The sequence below is a fragment of the Panacagrimonas perspica genome (assembly GCF_004364935.1).
GTDB lineage: Bacteria > Pseudomonadota > Gammaproteobacteria > Nevskiales > Nevskiaceae > Panacagrimonas > Panacagrimonas perspica.
The window spans coordinates 1030441-1047278 of the sequence record NZ_SOBT01000009.1; the positions used below are offsets into that span (position 1 = coordinate 1030441).

The 16838-nt window shown below is 64.4% G+C and carries 15 protein-coding genes; 10 read left to right on the top strand and 5 right to left on the bottom strand.

All coding sequences use genetic code 11. From position 1 onward, the window contains the following. Window positions 1-91: 91 nt before the first annotated feature. Window positions 92-1378 (bottom strand): serine/threonine protein kinase, encoded by a 1287-nt coding sequence (locus DFR24_RS16140; protein ID WP_133882410.1) that lies wholly within the window; start codon window positions 1376-1378, stop codon window positions 92-94. 131 nt (window positions 1379-1509) lie between these two features. On the opposite strand from DFR24_RS16140, the gene DFR24_RS16145 reads away from it, so the two are divergent. Beyond that, complete coding sequence (locus DFR24_RS16145) at window positions 1510-2385, top strand: hypothetical protein (RefSeq protein ID WP_133882411.1); 876 nt, start codon at window positions 1510-1512, stop codon at window positions 2383-2385. A 55-nt stretch (window positions 2386-2440) separates the two neighbouring features. On the opposite strand, the gene phbB is transcribed toward DFR24_RS16145, so the two are convergent. Next, window positions 2441-3181 carry an acetoacetyl-CoA reductase gene (phbB, locus tag DFR24_RS16150; RefSeq protein WP_133882412.1) on the bottom strand — a complete coding sequence of 247 codons (741 nt, stop codon included), beginning with the start codon at window positions 3179-3181 and terminating at the stop codon, window positions 2441-2443. A 198-nt stretch (window positions 3182-3379) separates the two neighbouring features. Then, a complete protein-coding gene (locus DFR24_RS16155; RefSeq protein WP_162851253.1) occupies window positions 3380-4246 on the bottom strand; it encodes a LysR family transcriptional regulator in 867 nt (288 codons plus the stop codon). Between the two features lie 239 nt (window positions 4247-4485). Here DFR24_RS16155 and DFR24_RS16160 point away from each other — a divergent pair, with 239 nt between their 5' ends. The 6 genes from DFR24_RS16160 (at window position 4486) to DFR24_RS16185 (ending at window position 10453) form a co-directional block, all read left to right on the top strand. Further along, window positions 4486-5415, top strand: a complete 930-nt coding sequence (locus DFR24_RS16160) for a BKACE family enzyme (protein ID WP_133882414.1) — start codon at window positions 4486-4488, stop codon at window positions 5413-5415. Between the two features lie 32 nt (window positions 5416-5447). Then, complete coding sequence (locus DFR24_RS16165) at window positions 5448-6230, top strand: enoyl-CoA hydratase/isomerase family protein (protein ID WP_210772519.1); 783 nt, start codon at window positions 5448-5450, stop codon at window positions 6228-6230. Window position 6231: 1 nt separating this feature from the next. After that, on the top strand, window positions 6232-7467 hold the full coding sequence (locus DFR24_RS16170) for a CaiB/BaiF CoA transferase family protein (RefSeq protein WP_133882415.1): 1236 nt from the start codon (window positions 6232-6234) through the stop codon (window positions 7465-7467). Between the two features lie 40 nt (window positions 7468-7507). Then, window positions 7508-8206, top strand: a complete 699-nt coding sequence (locus DFR24_RS16175; protein WP_133882582.1) for a CoA transferase subunit A — start codon at window positions 7508-7510, stop codon at window positions 8204-8206. Between the two features lies 1 nt (window position 8207). Continuing rightward, window positions 8208-8837 (top strand): CoA transferase subunit B, encoded by a 630-nt coding sequence (locus DFR24_RS16180; protein WP_133882416.1) that lies wholly within the window; start codon window positions 8208-8210, stop codon window positions 8835-8837. Between the two features lie 110 nt (window positions 8838-8947). Then, complete coding sequence (locus DFR24_RS16185; protein ID WP_133882417.1) at window positions 8948-10453, top strand: aldehyde dehydrogenase family protein; 1506 nt, start codon at window positions 8948-8950, stop codon at window positions 10451-10453. A gap of 44 nt (window positions 10454-10497) precedes the next feature. Here the strand turns inward: DFR24_RS16185 and DFR24_RS16190 are convergent, their stop codons facing one another. After that, window positions 10498-11376, bottom strand: coding sequence for a LysR family transcriptional regulator (locus DFR24_RS16190; RefSeq protein ID WP_162851254.1), 879 nt, complete (start codon window positions 11374-11376; stop codon window positions 10498-10500). 274 nt (window positions 11377-11650) lie between these two features. Between DFR24_RS16190 and DFR24_RS16195 the strand changes: the two genes are divergently transcribed. Then, on the top strand, window positions 11651-12439 hold the full coding sequence (locus DFR24_RS16195; protein WP_133882419.1) for an enoyl-CoA hydratase/isomerase family protein: 789 nt from the start codon (window positions 11651-11653) through the stop codon (window positions 12437-12439). A 21-nt stretch (window positions 12440-12460) separates the two neighbouring features. Here DFR24_RS16195 and DFR24_RS16200 read toward each other — a convergent pair whose 3' ends face one another. Next, the gene (locus DFR24_RS16200) at window positions 12461-13141 is read right to left on the bottom strand and encodes a glutathione S-transferase N-terminal domain-containing protein (RefSeq protein ID WP_211346611.1); all 681 of its coding nucleotides are present in this window, start codon (window positions 13139-13141) and stop codon (window positions 12461-12463) included. 250 nt (window positions 13142-13391) lie between these two features. Between DFR24_RS16200 and DFR24_RS16205 the strand changes: the two genes are divergently transcribed. Both DFR24_RS16205 and DFR24_RS16210 read left to right on the top strand, forming a co-directional pair. Further along, entirely contained in the window at window positions 13392-15848 is a 2457-nt protein-coding gene (locus DFR24_RS16205) for an efflux RND transporter permease subunit (RefSeq protein ID WP_133882421.1), read from the top strand. Then, window positions 15845-16828, top strand: coding sequence for a WD40/YVTN/BNR-like repeat-containing protein (locus DFR24_RS16210; protein WP_133882422.1), 984 nt, complete (start codon window positions 15845-15847; stop codon window positions 16826-16828). Before DFR24_RS16205 ends, DFR24_RS16210 begins: the two co-directional genes overlap by 4 nt. The last annotated feature ends 10 nt before the right edge of the window (window positions 16829-16838 follow it).

The window sequence follows — 16838 nt, forward strand, 5'->3', positions numbered from 1 at the left end:
TCGCCTCGTCCGCACAGCGCCGTTGGTTCGGTTCCGCCACGGCCCGATCCGGCCGCTTCCAGCCGGATGAATTTGGCAGAAAAAGCTCCGCTCATGCGCCTTCGCCGGACGTCAGATCGCGCAAACCCGCGACGTACAGGTCGCGCACGCTGCGGCGGAAGGCGTCGTCCAGCACCGGCTCCTCGACGTCGGTACGGTAGAACATCGTCCCATCGACGAGAACGACGAGTTCTTCCCCTTCGACGCGGATCAGAAACTCGGGTGCGTAGCGCTTGTCGTGCGTGGCGAAATGGTGGAAACCCAACCGGTTGCGCAGACCCTGGGTGAAATCAACGTGGCCTCCGGCATAGGACCGGTAGGTCGACGAAACCTTCCGCAAGATTTCCGCGTGCACCTCGCGGACGACATTCATCACGCGCTCGTAACGCTGCTTGTTCTTCGCCAACTCCCGATCGGCGACGGTGTTCAAACTCGCCATGACGAGATCCAGATCGTCTTCCGGTTCGGAAGCGGGGCGATTTTGCCTATGTACGACCGCCTCGAGTTCTTTCCTCATTGCGTTCGCCGACTCGAATCGTCCGCTGATTTTCTGCGAGAAAGTGCGGTCGAAGAACGACAGGAGTACGTTGAGGGCAGGACCGGCGGTCAGCCGAATCGCGGCCGTCGCCTCGGCCCGCTGATGCGGCATCCGCCCGGCCTGGTCGAGCAGCGTCGCCGGCGAGGTCGCGGTCAAGAGAAAGAAGAAGATGCCTCCGAGGAACGCGAGATCGGTGCGCACGTCTTGCTTGGCGGGACTGCCCGCCGACAGTTCTGGAAGCCGCAGGAAGCGATTGCCGATCTCCTGCCCTTGCTCCGTACGAAAATCGTTCGATGCCCCATCGCGGTAGCCCAAGCCGAAATCGAGCAGCACGGGATCTGCGGGAGAGGACGCGCGCAGGATGATGTTGTCGGGCTTGATGTCGCGGTGGACCCATCCTTCGCCGTGAACGTATCCGACGATTTCCAACAGTCGCAGAACGATGGCCGCCGCCTCGTCGAACGGGAGCGGACCGTTTCGTCCCACATGCTCGGCGATTGTCGGGCCCTCGACGAAGTCGATCACCAGGAATAACTTGCGCTTCGGGTCCTCGTGCAGGTTCGCGTTGCTGCTCACCAAGCGGGGTATGCCGGCGTGCAGACAGGTGGCGTAGGCGGTGGCTTCGCGGAAGAACCTGGCGCGCCTCTCGGGATCCGATTGCCGGCTCAGGATTTTGAGGCAAGCGGCTTGTCCGGTGACCCGGTGGCGTACGTGTTTGACGACGCCTTGCCCGCCCGCCGGCAGTTGCCCTTGGGGCTCCCATTCGCCGTCCCAGCCTACGGCATCGGTCCAAGCGTTCACAGTCGGGTATTCGGGAAGGGTGTCGGTCTGCGCATTTTACTGCGGCGGCCGCGCCGCACTTCGCGAGTTCTGCGTGATCGACTGCCGGTCGCTCTGTAGCATCCGAATTCCAGCAGGAACTCGATCCCCCCGTGACCGGCCAGACGACCCATCTCCACGCGAACTGCCTCGTGGTCCTCAACTGCATGAACGAGGAGGAGGTAGCGCCGGGGCTCAGGCTTGCCCACGATCTTCGCGCGGGTGTCGCGAGGGAGGCCGGCATGACGGTGCGCACAGTCGACTGCGCGCGCCCGGTCGAGCTTCGGATGGCGCTCGCCGAGCTTGCCGAAGCCGCGGCGGATGGTCTGATGCCGGCCGTTCACATCGACGGTCACGGTGCCGTCGAAGGCCTTCTGACGGGCGACGGTTCTCTGGTGCTGTGGGAAGCGCTCTGGCCGCTCTTTCGAAATCTCAATGTGGCGACGAGGAACAACCTGATCCTGACGTTCGCCTCATGCTCGTCCGCTCACGGCATCGTCGACAAAACCGCAGCCGATCTTTCGCGGCCCACCCCATTTCTAGTGATGGTCGCGCCGCAGAAGATCGTCCTCAACGGGACTGTCGACGCGGGGTTCGAGGATTTTTACCGCACTCTGATCGCAACCGGCGACATCAACGCTGCGTTCGACTTGCTCGAGCGGCGCGATCTCGCCGCGTCCACCGTCGGCGAGTACAAGCTTCTCATAGCGCCGAAGCTGTTCGTGTTGAGTGCCGGCAAGTACATCCAGCAGCACTGCATCGGCGAGGCGGCAAGAGCCCGCGAACGGAATCTGGAAGCGCTGCGCGCGGGCGACAGACACACGCGAAGACACGTGCGGAACGCGATTCGCGGTTCACAGGCGCTTTATCTCAGGGAGAAGTACGACCGCTTCATGATGATCGACCGGTATCCGGATCAAACCGGCCGATTTCAGATCAATTTCGGTGCGCTGGAGGCTCGAATTCGCAGGCGGGCAAGACGCACCTGATTGCCCGGGTGGCGGAGTTCGAGACCCAGCGTCAAACGGAGCAATGCGTTCCCGCTCAGAACATGTGCTGACCGCCGTTGATCGAGATGTTCGCGCCGGTGAGAAACGCGGCTTCGTCCGACGCCAGGTACGCGACCAGACCCGCCACTTCCTCCGGTTTGCCTAAACGATTCATCGGAATCTGCGGGAGGATCTTGTCGGCGAGGACGATGGGGTCGATTTCGTTGACCATCTTGGTGCCGATGTAACCCGGCGAGATGGTGTTCACGGTCACGCCGGCCTTGGCGACTTCCAGGGCGAGCGCTTTGGTAAAACCGTGCATGCCTGCCTTTGCCGCGGCGTAGTTGGCTTGGCCGAACGCGCCCTTCTGCGCGCTCATCGACGAGATGTTGATGACGCGGCCCCACTTGCGGGCGGTCATTCCTTCGACCACCTGCTTGGTCATGTTGAAGCAGCTGTCGAGATTGGTGCGGATCACCGCGTCCCAATCTTCCCGTCCCATCCTGCGGAACGTCTTGTCGCGCGTGATGCCGGCGTTGTTGACAAGAACGTCGATCGGGCCCACTTGCTCCTCGATGACGCGGGCGCAAGCCGCACAGGAGTCGAAGTCCGTCACGTCGCAGGGGAACGCTTCGAAACGAAGCCCTTCGGCCCGCCAGCGCGCTTTCCACGCTTCGGAACCCTTGTTCGCTGGCGAGTGCGTCGTGATCACGACGTAATCCATCGCCGCCAGCTTGAGGCAGATCGCCTCGCCGAGGCCGCCCATGCCGCCCGTCACCACAGCTCGTCTGATCATTCGTCGTCCGCTGATCCGATCGCGATCTGCAAGGAATCGCGGATCCGCTTACGTCAAAGACCAGGACGTCGCAGGAGCCGGCTCCGATCGCACGCGACCATTGTCCCGGCGCTATCGCGCGCGGGCCAATCGATTCGAGGAATGCCGCGATAGAGCGTGTGTATGAAGGCGCGGCGCACCCTCATAAGTAGGCCGATATCAGGCCGCCTGCCAGTCGTGACTCGCTGCGATCTTGATGAACTGCGAGAGCTGCGGGACTTCGGCGTCTTCGTGCCACTGGATGGCGATCGTTCGCTCGATCTCGAAATCCGAGAGCTGCACGTGCTGGATGCCGGGCGCGCGGAAGAGCTCGGGGAGCATGGTGAGGCCGACACCGGCGGCGACCAAGCTCAGCGCGCGATCGTCTTGGTCGGTCCTGTAGGTCACGCGGAACTTGATGCTGCGCTCGGTGAGTACCTTGGTCGTCGCCTGGAACGTCTCGCAGGCGGTGCGGGAGATGTACGGCTCCCCGTCGAGAGCCGACAGGCGCACCGATTGTTCCTTGGCGAAACGATGGTCCATCGGCGCGGCGAGGACGAACTTCTCGCGGAACAGCTCGCGCGTCCGGAACTCCGGGGCCTCGCCCTCGAGGCGGGTGATGATCGCGTCGACCCGCTTCTCGGAGAGCCGTTTGCGCAGGTCTTCGGCGGGACCATCGACCAGGATGAACGAGGCGCCCGGGACCAGGCAGCGATACCCGGAGATGAGATTCGCGATCGGTCGGGTGGCCAGCGTCTTGAGCACGCCGATGCGCAGCGGCTGGGGCGTTGCGACGCTGCGCAACTCCGCCTTGATCGAGCTGCAGGCGCTGAGGATCGCATTGGCTCGGTCCTTCAGACGCATGCCGGCGGGAGTCGGGACGATCTTGGTTCGGCTGCGGTCCAGCAGCTTCACCTGAAGCTCGGACTCGAGTTTCGCGATGCTGGCGGACATCGCGGGCTGGGAGATCGAAACGCGTTCCGAAGCCTTGGTGAAGCTCCCGGTTTCGGCGACCGCCATGAAATGCTTGATCTGGCGCAGTTCCATCGAAGTTCTCCTTTCGCACCCAGAAAACGCCGCTCCGTAGTCATCTTTTCGGTGATCCCGGATCATTGCATGACATACATCATATATATGAGGGGGATAAAAAGAAAGAGTTTCAGTTATGCAGAACCGATCACTAAGCTCGTGGGCGAATCGCGGTTGCGCCTCGCACACAAAATTGACGACGCGTAGCCGCGGCCCACTAACGGCCCGGTCGAAGGGCTTGGCAGGAGTGCCCCGCGTTGAAGAAGAAAATCATCATCACCTGTGCGATCACCGGGTCGATCCATACCCCCAGCATGTCGCCGCATTTGCCGGTCACCGCGCAGGAGATCGGCGAGTCGGCCGTCGCGGCGGCCGAAGCCGGCGCGGCGATCGTGCACCTTCACGCACGCGATCCGATCGACGGGCGGCCTGACCAGTCTCCTAAGGCTTTCGCGCCGTTCCTGAAGTACATCCGCGAGCGTTCGAACGTCGTGGTGAACATCACCACGGGCGGCTCGCCCGCAATGCCGATCGAGGAGCGCGTGCGCCCGGCGGCGACGTTCCGCCCCGAGGTCGCCTCTCTGAACATGGGCTCGATGAACTTCGGCCTCTACCCGATGCTCGGGCGGTTCAAGGAATTCAAACACGACTGGGAGCGCCCGTACCTGGAGGAGTCCAAGGGGCGCATCTTCCGCAACACCTTCGCGGACATCGAGTACATCCTCACGACCTGCGCGGAGAACGACACCCGCTTCGAGGTCGAGTGCTACGACATCGGCCATCTCTACACGCTGTCGCACTTCGCGGACCGCGGTCTCATCAAGCCGCCGTTCCTGATCCAGTCGGTGTTCGGGATCCTGGGCGGCATCGGCGGTCACTCGGAGGACGTCCTCCACATGCGCCGCACGGCGGATCGCCTCTTCGGGAAAGACCAGTACGTCTGGTCGGTCCTGGGCGCCGGCCGCAATCAGATCCCCATCTCGATGACCGCCCTCTCGCTCGGCGGGAACGTGCGCGTCGGCCTCGAGGACTCGCTGTGGCTGACCAAGGGCCGTCTTGCGCCCGACAACGCGTCGCAGGTGAGCCTCGTCAGGGGATTGATCGAGACGCAGGGGCTCGACATCGCGACGCCCGACGAGGCCAGAGAAATGCTCGCCCTCAAGGGCGGCGACAAGGTCGGATTCTGAAGCGCCACACAACAACAGAAGGGGAAAGAAAGATGACGACGAAACCGGCGGTCGAGCGCACGCAGCACGGGAGGGTGTCGGTCCTCTCCATGGTCCACGGTCCTCACAACCTGCTCGAGCCCGTGCTCCTGGACGGCATCCTCAAGGGGTTGGAGGAATCCAAGGCCGCAGGCGCGACCGCGATCGTCCTGCGCAGCGGACTGAAGCACTTCTCCGCCGGCGCCCGCATCGATCTCATCGAACGGGCGGCCAACGACGGCTCCGCTTTCGCGATGGACGTCGTGGGCTTCCTCAAGAAGTTCGAAGCGTTCCCTCTGCCCGTCATCGCCAGCGTGAACGGCGCCTGCGTCGGCGGCGGCTTCGAACTGGCCTCGGCCTGCGACTACATCGTGGCGGGTCAGACCGCCCGGATCGGCAGCGTGGAAGTCGGGATCGGGCTTCATCCGCTGATGGGTGCGATCCAGCGCGCAGCAGATCGGGCAGGTGCTTTGCGCGCCAAGGAGATGTCGCTGTTGGGACGTCGTTACGAGCCCGAAGTGCTGGAGCGCTGGGGTCTGATCAATCTGGTCGTGCCGGATGCGCAGCTCGAGTCCGTGACGATGACCATCGCCACCGAGATCGCGTCGGGTCCGACGGTGGCCCACACCGCCACCAAGAAGCTCGCCCAGATCGCCGCGAACAGCGGCGTGTCGGCCGCGGACGAAGCGATGGAAGCCATTCAGAAGCCGATCTGGGCTTCCGAAGATCTGAAGGTCGGACTCGCCGCGTACCGCGCGGCTGGCGCCCCGGGCACTGCATCCTTCAAGGGGCGTTGAGATGAGCGGACCTCTGACCGGTATCCGGGTCGTCGACTTCTCGCGCGTCCTCGCGGGACCGCTGTGCGCGCGCACGCTGATGGATCTGGGCGCGGACGTGATCAAGATCGAGCCGCCGCGACCCGATCTCTCGCGCTACGCCTACCCCGCCAAGGACGGCATCTCTGGCTATTACGCGCAGCAGAACGCCGGCAAACGGAACGTCAGTATCGATCTCAACGTCGACGGCGGCCGGGACCTGGTCCTGAAGCTCTGCGACGAAGCCGACGTCGTCGTCGAGAATTTCCGCGCCGGCACGCTCGCCTCCTTCAATCTGGATTACGAGACGCTCGCGGCGCGAAATCCTCGCCTGGTCTACGTCTCGATCACGGGATACGGACAGGGAGGTCCATGGCGTGGACGCATGGCATACGCGCCCACCGTCCAGGCCGAGGCGGGATTCACTTTCCACAGCCTGCGTCACTACGGCGACGCCCTGAAAGAGCCCAGGACCGACAGCTTGTCGCATGCTGACGTCTACACGGGACTGCAGGCCGTGATCGCGGCCTTGGCGGCGCTCGCACGTCGCGCGGAGACCGGGATCGGTCAGTACGTCGACATCTCGATGGCCGCGACGCTGATGTCGATCAACGAGCGCGCGCACGTGGACCTCACAGGTGCCGATCTGGGCGCGGAACCCGCGATCCTGGGCGCGACCGACTGCCCGTTCTTCGTAGGCCCCAAGGGCGAGAAGTTCGTGACCGCGATGAGCCTGGTCGGGTCGCTGACCTTCCCGTTCTACGTCCAGGCGATGCGCCGGCCGGATCTTCTGGACGATCCGCGCTTCCGAACCGCCGATGCGCGCCTGGCGAACAAGAAGGAACTGCACGCGCTCGTGCAGAAGTGGATCCTGACCTTCCGGGATCTCAAGGATCTCGACGCCCAGTTCGACGAAGCCAAGATCGCGATGGGCGAAGTGCGTTCGCTCGACGATCTGGCCAAGTCCGAGTGGGCCGAGTACTGGGATGCCGTCCAGACCGTTTCGGACCGCAACGGCGGCTCGTACCGGATCGCCGGACGCCCCTGGCGCTTCTCGCGCGACCAACTCCGACCGGCCGGCGATCCGGCCTTCCGCGGCGAGCACAACGTCTCGGTGTGCCGCGAGCTCGGTCTGAGCGAGCAGCAGATCGAAAAGCTGGTCAAGGCGGGAGTCCTGGTCGGAGATCCGATCCCGGCGGCCGCGGCGCGATCGGCATGACGTCCTCGAATCGAATCCTCATGGAGTGCCGGCCTTGCTCGTGACGAAGCTCTATCCCTCCGCCGCCGTCGCCCTCCACGGGCTGATCGACGAAGGCGCCACGCTGGCCGTCGGCGGCTTCGGACTCTGCGGGATCCCGGAAGCCCTGATCGCCGCGCTGCGCGACACCGGCGCCAAGAAACTCACGGTGATCAGCAACAACGCCGGCGTCGACGGATTCGGTCTGGGCCAGCTGCTCACGACCAAGCAGATCCGCAAGATGATCTCGTCCTACGTCGGAGAGAACAAAGAGTTCGAACGCCAGTATCTGAGCGGCGAACTGGAGCTCGAGTTCACGCCGCAGGGCACGCTCGCCGAGAAGCTCCGCGCGGGCGGCTGTGGGATCCCCGCGTTCTTCACGCGCACCGGCTACGGCACGGTCGTCGCCGAGGGCAAGGAGACGCGCGACTTCGACGGCAAGGGCTACGTCATGGAGCGATCGCTCAAAGCGGACGTCTCCCTGGTGAAAGCGTGGAAGGCCGACACCGCCGGGAATCTCGTCTTCCGCAAGACCGCACGCAACTTCAATCCGCTGGTCGCGATGGCCGGCGCGGTCTGCGTCGCCGAAGCGGAGATCGTGGTCCAGGCCGGCGAGCTCGATCCCGACCAGATCCACACGCCGGGCATCTACGTGGACCGCGTCGTCCACAACCCGACGCCCGAGAAACGAATCGAACAACGCACCGTGAGGACCGACTGAGATGGCTTGGACACGCGAAGAACTGGCGCGCCGGGCCGCGAAGGAACTCAAGAGCGGCTACTACGTGAATCTCGGGATCGGCCTGCCGACGATGGTGGCGAACTTCATTCCCGCCGACATGGACGTCTGGCTGCAGAGCGAGAACGGCCTGCTCGGGATCGGACCGTTCCCCCGCGACAGCGAGGTCGACGCCGATCTGATCAACGCCGGCAAGCAGACGATCACGTCGCTGCCGGGAAGCGCGTACTTCGACAGCGCCCAGTCGTTCGGGATGATCCGCGGAGGCCACATCGATCTGTCGATCCTCGGCGCCATGCAGGTCTCGGAGTCCGGAGACCTGGCGAACTGGATGGTCCCCGGGAAGATGGTCAAGGGCATGGGCGGCGCCATGGATCTGGTCGCCGGCGTCGATCGCGTCGTCGTGCTCATGGAGCACGTGGCCAAGGGCGGCGAGAAGAAGATCCTGCCCAAGTGCACGCTTCCGCTCACCGGCCTCGCCGTCGTCGACCGGATCATCACCGAGCTGTGCGTCCTGGACGTCACGCCCGACGGACTGAAGCTGATCGAACTGTCGCCGGGAACCTCCCTGGACGACGTGAAGAGCGCCACCGGCTGCAAGGTCCTGGCATGAGGACGCGCTCGCCCTATCCCTCGGCATTCGCCGAGTAGCACCGCCCCGGGGCTCTGCGTCGCGGTTGCGCGACGGAGCCGGTCCCGATCCACCATCCCGCAAGGAGCATCATGAACAAGCCAGTCGAGCCCGACGCCGCACTCGTCGCGGTCAAGAAATTCCTCTCCCGCCGTCACAAGCTGCTGATCGGCGGCGAGTGGGTCGATGCCGTGAACGGCCAGACCTTCGAGACGATCGACCCCGCGACCGAGAAGGTCCTCACCAACGTCGCCAAGGGCGAGAAGGCGGATGTCGACAAGGCCGTCGTCGCGGCGCGCAAGGCGTTCAAGAGCGGCGAATGGCCGCTGTTCCAGCCCTCGCAGCGAGCCAAGCTGCTGTGGAAGATCGCGGACCTGATCGAGGCCAACGCCGACGAGCTGGCGCTCCTCGAATCGATGGACAACGGCAAGCCCGTGGCCTACGCCAAGGTCGTGGACGTGGCCTGGTCGGTCGAGTTCCTGCGCTACATGGCGGGCTGGCCCTCGAAGATGGAGGGCGCGACCATCCCGATCTCCTTCAACCTGGCCCCGCCGACGACCCAGTTCCACGCGTACACCCGGCTCGAACCGGTCGGCGTGGTGGGACAGATCATTCCGTGGAACCTGCCGCTGCTGATGGCGGCCTGGAAGATCGGACCCGCGCTGGCCACCGGTTGCACCGTGATCCTGAAGCCCGCGGAGGAAACGCCGCTCACGGCGCTTCGCCTGGGCGAGCTGCTCCTCGAGGCCGGCGTGCCGGCGGGCGTGGTCAACATCGTGACCGGCTTCGGCGAAACGGCCGGCGCCGCGATCGCCGAACACCCCGGCATCGACAAGGTCGCGTTCACCGGTTCGACGGAGGTCGGCAAGATCATCGTCCGCGCGGCCGCGGGCAACCTCAAGAAGCTCACGCTCGAGTTGGGCGGAAAGTCGCCGAACGTGATCTTCGACGACGCCGACATCGAGCAGGCGGTCGCCGGTGCGGCGAACGCGATCTTCTTCAACTCCGGGCAGATCTGCAGCGCCGGCTCGCGCCTGTACGTGCAGGACGGCGTCTACGACAAGGTCGTCGCGGCGCTCGCCAACGCAGCCAAGGGCATCAAGGTCGGCGTGGGCACCGCTGCGGATACGCAGATGGGTCCCATCGTGTCGGCCAAGCAGTTCGCCCGCGTCTCGAACTACATCGACATCGGTCGTCAGGAAGGCGGTCGCATCAGCGGCGGCAAGAAGGTCGGCGATTCCGGTTACTTCCTGGAGCCGACGCTGATCGCCGACACCAGCGACACGATGCGGGTGGTGCAGGAAGAGATCTTCGGGCCGGTCGTCACCGTGGGCCGCTTCAAGGACCTCGAGGACATCGCCGAGAAGGCCAACGACACGCAGTACGGGCTCGCGGCCGCCGTCTGGACCCGGGACGTGAGCAAGGCGCACAAGTTCGCGGCACGCGTGCAGGCCGGTACGGTCTGGGTCAACACGTACCACGTGCTCGACGCGGCGCTGCCCTTCGGCGGCTTCAAGCAGTCCGGCTGGGGCCGTGAGATGGGCCGCGACGTCCTGCGCGCCTACACCGAGACCAAGTCGGTGGTCGTGCAGCTCTGAGCCGTAACGAACCGGGGCGGCATGCGCCGTCCCGGTTCGCACCGCTACGCGGCGGAGCGGGCCCGGCCCCAGCGATGCGACGCGGCGTAGAAAACGAAGTCCTTGACCAGCTTGGCCTGCGAGCCCTTCTTCCACTGCACGGAGATCGTCCTGGTCAGGTCGAAGTCCGAGAACGGGACCTGCGCCACGTCCGGATCGTCGAGCAGCTCGGGCACCATCGCGACGCCGATGCCTGCGGCGACCAAGCTGATCGCGCGATCGTCCTGGTCGGTGTGATAGGCGACCTTCGGCTTGATCCGTCGGCGCGCCAGGACGTCGACGGTGTCCTTGAACATCTCGCATTGGGTACGCGAGACGATCGGCTCCTCCTTCAGGACCTCGAGCGGAACGGCCGACTCGCTGGCGAGCTTGTGGTCGAGGGGGACGGCTAGGACGTAGCGTTCCTTGAGGAGATACTTGAAGGCGTTGGTGCGCCGGACCGGCTTCGAGCTCGTGATGATCGCGTCGATCTCGGACGATTCGAGTCGCGCCTGGAGATCGTCGGCGTCCCCCTCGAAGAGCGAGATGGCGGCGTGAGGATTCGCACGCTTGAAGGTCCGCACCAGGTTCGCCAACGGCCGCGTGGCGACGGTCTTCAGCAAGCCGATCCGCAGCGGACTCGGGGTGGATGCGAGACGCACCTCGTTCCCCAACGCGTCGCACGCGTGCATGACCGGCGTCATGCGTTCCATCAGCTTCAGTCCTTCGCGTGTCGGGATCGCCCTCGTGCGGGAACGGTCGAGCAGACGAACGCCCAGTTCGGCCTCGAGCTTGGAGACGCTGGCGGAGAGCGCGGGTTGGGTGATCGACAGCGACTCGGCCGCCTTGGTAAAGCCGCGGGCGTCGACCACCGCCATGAAATGCCTGATCTGTCGGAATTCCATTCCACTACCTGCCGGTGCAGCGATTACGCGTCGGTCCCGGCCGGTGAGCGGACGTACGAACGTATCGATGAAAGTGATTGCCCGAATAAAAAGAATGAACTTCATATCCGGGGGAGCGCGTGCCTAGACTACATCGCGAATCTGCCGAAGCGGTATCCCGTATCCGCGGAACCGTGAACTCGAGTGGAGGGCCCGAACCACGGCCCTCCGGCGTGGGCGGCCTTTCGGCGCCGACACGCCACACCTCCCACACCGATCACCATAGGAGTCGAGCATGTCTGTCGAAGGAGTACTGGAGCGCCAAATGCGGGGCGCCGTAGCGGAGCTCAAGATGGTCTATCGACCGCACAATCTCCTCGGGCCCGCACTGCTCGACGCGATCGTGTCCGAGCTCGACGCGGCACGACGCGAAGGCGCCAAGGCCGTCGTCATCCGCAGCGGCCTACGGCATTTCTCCGCCGGCGCGGAGATCGAACTGTTCGACGCGATGGTGGAGAACAAAGGCGAAGGAAAGCTGGGCATCGACTGCGTGGGCTTCCTGCGCGCGCTCGAGACGTACCCCCTTCCGATCGTGGCGAGCATTCACGGCATCTGCGTGGGCGGCGGATTCGAGCTCGCGCTCGCCTGCGACTACATCCTCTGCTCCGCCAATTCCAAGATCGGATCGGTGGAAGCCACGCTCGGTCTGCACCCCCTGATGGGAGCGATCCAGCGCGTGACGCAACGTGCCGGCGCCCTGCGGGCCAAGGAGATGTCGATCCTGGCGCGCCGCTACGATCCGGCGACGCTCGAGCGGTGGGGCCTGATCAACCAGGTCGTCGCCGACGAACACCTCGAAGCCAAGACGTTCGAGATCGCCGAAGAGCTGGCGGCAGGGCCGACGATTGCGCACACCGCGACCAAGCACCTCACTCGGATCGCTTGCGATCAGGGCGTGGCGGCAGCGGACGACGCGATGGCGGAGATCCAGAAGCCGATCTGGGCTTCGCGCGATCTGAAGACCGGTCTTTCGGCCTACCGGTCGAGCGGCGGCCCGACGAAGGCGGTATTCGCAGGCAACTGACGCTGCAGCGCGCGCCCGTCGTCAGATGACGACGGGTGCGGAGCGTCCCAGTCCGCCGAAGAGGCCGAGCATCCGGTCGTTCCATGCGACGACGGATGCGTCGGCCCGCGAGATCAGATTGGAGTTGCCCGTGCAGCGGGCGAACATGAAAGCGCCCATCACGCAGTAGTCGGCGTATCCCGGAGCGGTACCGGACACGAACGGGTTGTCCGAGAGCTGCCGCCGCAACGGCGCCAGCGAATCCAGGAATTTAAGCGACCAGCTCTCCCGTTCCGCCCGCAGGTCCTCGAACGTTATCCCGAAGCGCTTCTGCCGCGCTTCGCGGAAATAGGGTTGATCCAGCGGATCCAGCGCCTCGAATACATCCGGGATGACCACGCGACCCAGCAGAGGCATCACGGTGAGATCGATCCAGCTGTTGATCATCCGTGCCAGGGGAACGGCGTCCGGGCTTCCGAAGTGCGACGGACGCTCGGGGAAGCAGGATTCCAGATAGACGGCGATCCTCCAGGAATCGGAGATCAGCTGATCGCCGTCGAACAGGTACGGCACCGTGGCGGTTCCCGATTCGGCGCTGCCGCGCTGATGGAATCTCCACGGGACCAGATCCGCCTCGAGGCCCTTGTGGGCCAGCGCGAAACGCGCCTTCCAGCAGTGCGGACTCACGCGTACCGAAGGGTCCGCCATGGCGAGGTCGTACAAGCGAATTCGTTCCTTCGAGTGCATGAGGATTCCGATTTGGACGAGGGTCGATGCTCGGGTGCCGGAGAAACAACGGTCAAAGCATTTCTTTCGATCGTGCGCATCAGGCCCGCTTATGTCGCCTCGGCTTCACGCAAACATCATCGGAATCGATGCTCGACATAAACATAAAGAGTTTTTCTTATGATAGATGACATTCTATGCTCCATGACTCAGCGGTTTGTGGACCTCGAAGAACTAAAGGAGAGCCATGGTCCAGTCGTTCAGATTCCGATTCGCACGTTGGGTGATGCAGCATCGCGGAGCGACCGCGATCGTCTTCGCGTTGATCACCGCTTTCTTCGCCGCGGGGCTTCCGAAGGTCGAACTCAAGACGATCTTCTCCGATCTGCTGCCGAAGGACGATCCTTTCGTGCAGGTCTTCAAGGATCACCCCAACTTCGGCAATCCCCTCACGGTCATCGTGATGGTGAAGCGTAAGGACGGGACGATCTACAACGTCGATACGCTGGCCAAAGTCTGGAAGCTGACGCGCGACATCGATCTGATCCCCGGCGTCGACCACGACCAGATCATCTCGATCGCCACCGAAAAGGCGCGTTACGCCGAGGCGACGCCGCTGGGCATCGACATGCGCCCTCTGATGGGCGACCGGGTTCCCACGTCCGAAGCAGAAGTGGCGGACTTCCGCAGCCGCGTCGACCGTTCGCCCAACGCGCACGTGTTCCTGGTCTCCAACGACAGCACGGCCACGGTGATCAACGCGACCTTCATCGAGGACCGTCTGGACTACGGCGAAGCGTTCGAGCGCCTCCAGGACTTGGCCGCCAAAGCCCGCGACGAACATACCGAGATCCATATCGCAGGCAGCCCCACGCTCACCGGCTGGGTCTACCACCTGCAGAAGCAGACTTTCAAGATCTTCGGCGTCACGCTCGCCGCGCTGATCCTCGCACTGGCGCTCTACATGCGTAATGTCGTGGGCGTCGTCACACCTATCGTCACGAGCGCCGTCGCAGCGATCTGGGGCTTCGGTCTCACCGGCTGGCTCAAGTCGCCCATCGAGCCCCTGCTGATGGTCGTTCCGTTGCTGCTGGTCGCCCGCTCCTTCTCGCATTGCGTGCAGTTCACCGAGCGCTTCTACGAGATCTACTGGCACGTGAAGGATCGCCGCAAGGCGGCCGAGATCACGATGGGCGTCATGATGGCGCCCAGCATCCTGGGCATCTTCACGGACATCGTCGGCATCTTCCTGATCGCCGTGGCGCCGATCCCGGCGATGGAACGCTTCGCGATCTTCTGCGGGTTCTGGTGCATCTGGCTGATCCCGACCGGCGTGGTGCTGATCTCCCTCCTGCTCTCGGCGTTGCCCGCACCGAAGAACGTCGGACGCCTGACCGGCAAGGAAGGTCATTCCGGCGTGCACGAGATGTTCAAGAACATCCTCGGTCAGATCGCCCGGTTGACCCATGGCGGCCCGGCGAAGGTGACCACGATCGTGGTCGCCGTGATCTCCGTCGCCTCGGTCTACACCGCGCTGCAGATCAAGATCGGCAACCCGGTCGAGGGCAGCAATCTGCTGTGGCACGACTCGGAGTACAACACGGCCGTGCGGATGATCAATTCGCACTTCCCGGGCGTCGATACCCTCGAGCTGATCCTGGAGGCCAAGGATCGCGAGGACCCTCTACTGAGAACCTCGTTCGAAGCCAAGACCGTCGAGACGGCGTTGCAGCTGCAGCTTCACATGGAGCAGAGCGAAGCCCCGCCGCGCGCCAGCCTCGCGTTCTTCGACTACATGATGGAGGGCAATCGTCTGTTCTCGGGCGGCGACCCGCGTTGGTATCCGGTAGACCCGACGAACCGCGCGGTCACCGCCGCGGCCACGGCCGTGACGATCGGCACGCACCTGAAGAACTTCTCGCACGTGGTCGACTTCCGCCAGAAGGATTCGACGGTTTCGTTCTGGTACAAGGACAACAAGCAGGAGACCGTGGACGGCGCCCTGGAGGCGGCCCGCGCCGCGCTGGAACAGATCGGGGTGGACCACGAGAACTTCACCGTGCGTCTGGGTTCCGGAACGATCGCGCTCCAGCACGCCACGAACTACGTCGTGGAGCGCTATCACTGGGGAATCATCGCCCTTCTGAACCTGGTGATCTTCCTGGGAACGAGTTTCGCCTACCGCTCCGCGGTCGCCGGCATCCTGCTCCTGTTCCCGGTGAACCTCGCGAACTTCGTGCTGCTGTCGTGTATGCACCTGATCGGCATCGGGCTCGACATCAATTCGTTGATGGTGTGCTCGATCGGCGTGGGCGTCGGCATCGACTACGGCATCTACCTGCTCTCCCGCATCTGCGAAGAGTTCCACGCGCACGACGGGAAATGGGACAAGGCCATCGACGCGTCGCTGACCACGACCGGCAAGGCGATCATGTTTACGGCGTCGATCATGTTCGTCGGCATCGCCCCCTGGTACTTCCTGTCGGCGCTCAAGTTCATGGCGGACATGGGCCTGCTGCTCACGCTCACCATGCTGATCAACATGGTCCTGGCGCTCATCGTCTTGCCGCTGCTGGTGTGGCTGGTGAAGCCGTCGTTCGTCCGCAGGAAGGACCTGCTGGTCGGCGAGGGAGTGGATCTGTCGCTCTTCACCGAGAGCGACGACGAAAACGGGCGCGTGGCTATGGCAGGGAGCGTGGCATGAGAAAGATCGCGAAGATTCTGACCGCTGCAGTCTTCGCCGCGGGCACGATCGGCGGCAACCCTGCGGTCGGCGCCACGACGTTGAAGAGCGTGCGGACCGGTACGCCGCACCAGGCGCTGATGAGCCTTTCGATGGACGGGTCCGTCGGCTACGCGGTGGGCGGCGGCGGGCAGATCCTGTCCACCCGCGATGCCGGGCGGGAATGGAAGGCCGAAGCGTCTCCGACCGCGAAGGCACTCCTCGGCGTGTCCACCAAGGGCAATCTCACGATCGCCGTCGGGCAGATGGGCACGATCCTCGTTCGCGACGGCGGCGGCGCCTTCACGCAGGTCGAGTCCGATGCGGTTTCCGATCGGCTCCTGTCGGTCAGCGTGAACGGACGCGGCACCGCCGTTGCGGTGGGTGCTTTCGGAAGCGCCGCGATCTCACACGACCGCGGCCGGACCTGGACGTCCATCGCGCCGAACTGGGAGACCCTGATCACCGACCAAGGCCTGTCGTTCAGTCCGCATCTGTATGCGGCGGTGATGCACGAGAACGGCGACATCACGATCTCCGGCGAGGCCGGCACCATCATCCGGTCGTGCGACCTCGGCCGCAGCTGGATCGTGCTTCACAAGGGCAATCCGGACGTGCGCGAGGAGAACGCGTCGATCTTGGCGCTCGATTTCCGCGACGACGGCGTTGCCTACGCCGTCGGCCAGGAAGGCACCGTTCTTCGCAGCGCCGATTGGGGCGCGACTTGGACCCGCTTGCACAGCAGCAGCTCGATCCTCTCGGGAGTCAGATCCACGGGCAACGGCAAAGTGGTGGCCGTGGGCATGTATTCGATGCTCGTCAGCCAGGACGACGGACGCACGTGGTCCGAAATCGACGATCCCAACGTCACCTCGTCTTGGTACGTGGGGCTGGCCAGGTCCGGAACTACCGACTTGATGACGGTCGGCAAGGCCGGGGCCATTCTGCTGGTGACGCCCTAGTGCAATGCCC

What these genes read in the sequence shown, in the direction of transcription:
- phbB (WP_133882412.1), bottom strand. Translation starts at nt 3,181, where the DNA reads ATGATCAGACGAGCTGTGGTGACGGGCGGCATGGGCGGCCTCGGCGAG.
- DFR24_RS16155 (WP_162851253.1), bottom strand. Translation starts at nt 4,246, where the DNA reads ATGGAACTGCGCCAGATCAAGCATTTCATGGCGGTCGCCGAAACCGGG.
- DFR24_RS16165 (WP_210772519.1), top strand. Translation starts at nt 5,448, where the DNA reads ATGACGACGAAACCGGCGGTCGAGCGCACGCAGCACGGGAGGGTGTCG.
- DFR24_RS16170 (WP_133882415.1), top strand. Translation starts at nt 6,232, where the DNA reads ATGAGCGGACCTCTGACCGGTATCCGGGTCGTCGACTTCTCGCGCGTC.
- DFR24_RS16180 (WP_133882416.1), top strand. Translation starts at nt 8,208, where the DNA reads ATGGCTTGGACACGCGAAGAACTGGCGCGCCGGGCCGCGAAGGAACTC.
- DFR24_RS16185 (WP_133882417.1), top strand. Translation starts at nt 8,948, where the DNA reads ATGAACAAGCCAGTCGAGCCCGACGCCGCACTCGTCGCGGTCAAGAAA.
- DFR24_RS16190 (WP_162851254.1), bottom strand. Translation starts at nt 11,376, where the DNA reads ATGGAATTCCGACAGATCAGGCATTTCATGGCGGTGGTCGACGCCCGC.
- DFR24_RS16195 (WP_133882419.1), top strand. Translation starts at nt 11,651, where the DNA reads ATGTCTGTCGAAGGAGTACTGGAGCGCCAAATGCGGGGCGCCGTAGCG.
- DFR24_RS16205 (WP_133882421.1), top strand. Translation starts at nt 13,392, where the DNA reads ATGGTCCAGTCGTTCAGATTCCGATTCGCACGTTGGGTGATGCAGCAT.
- DFR24_RS16210 (WP_133882422.1), top strand. Translation starts at nt 15,845, where the DNA reads ATGAGAAAGATCGCGAAGATTCTGACCGCTGCAGTCTTCGCCGCGGGC.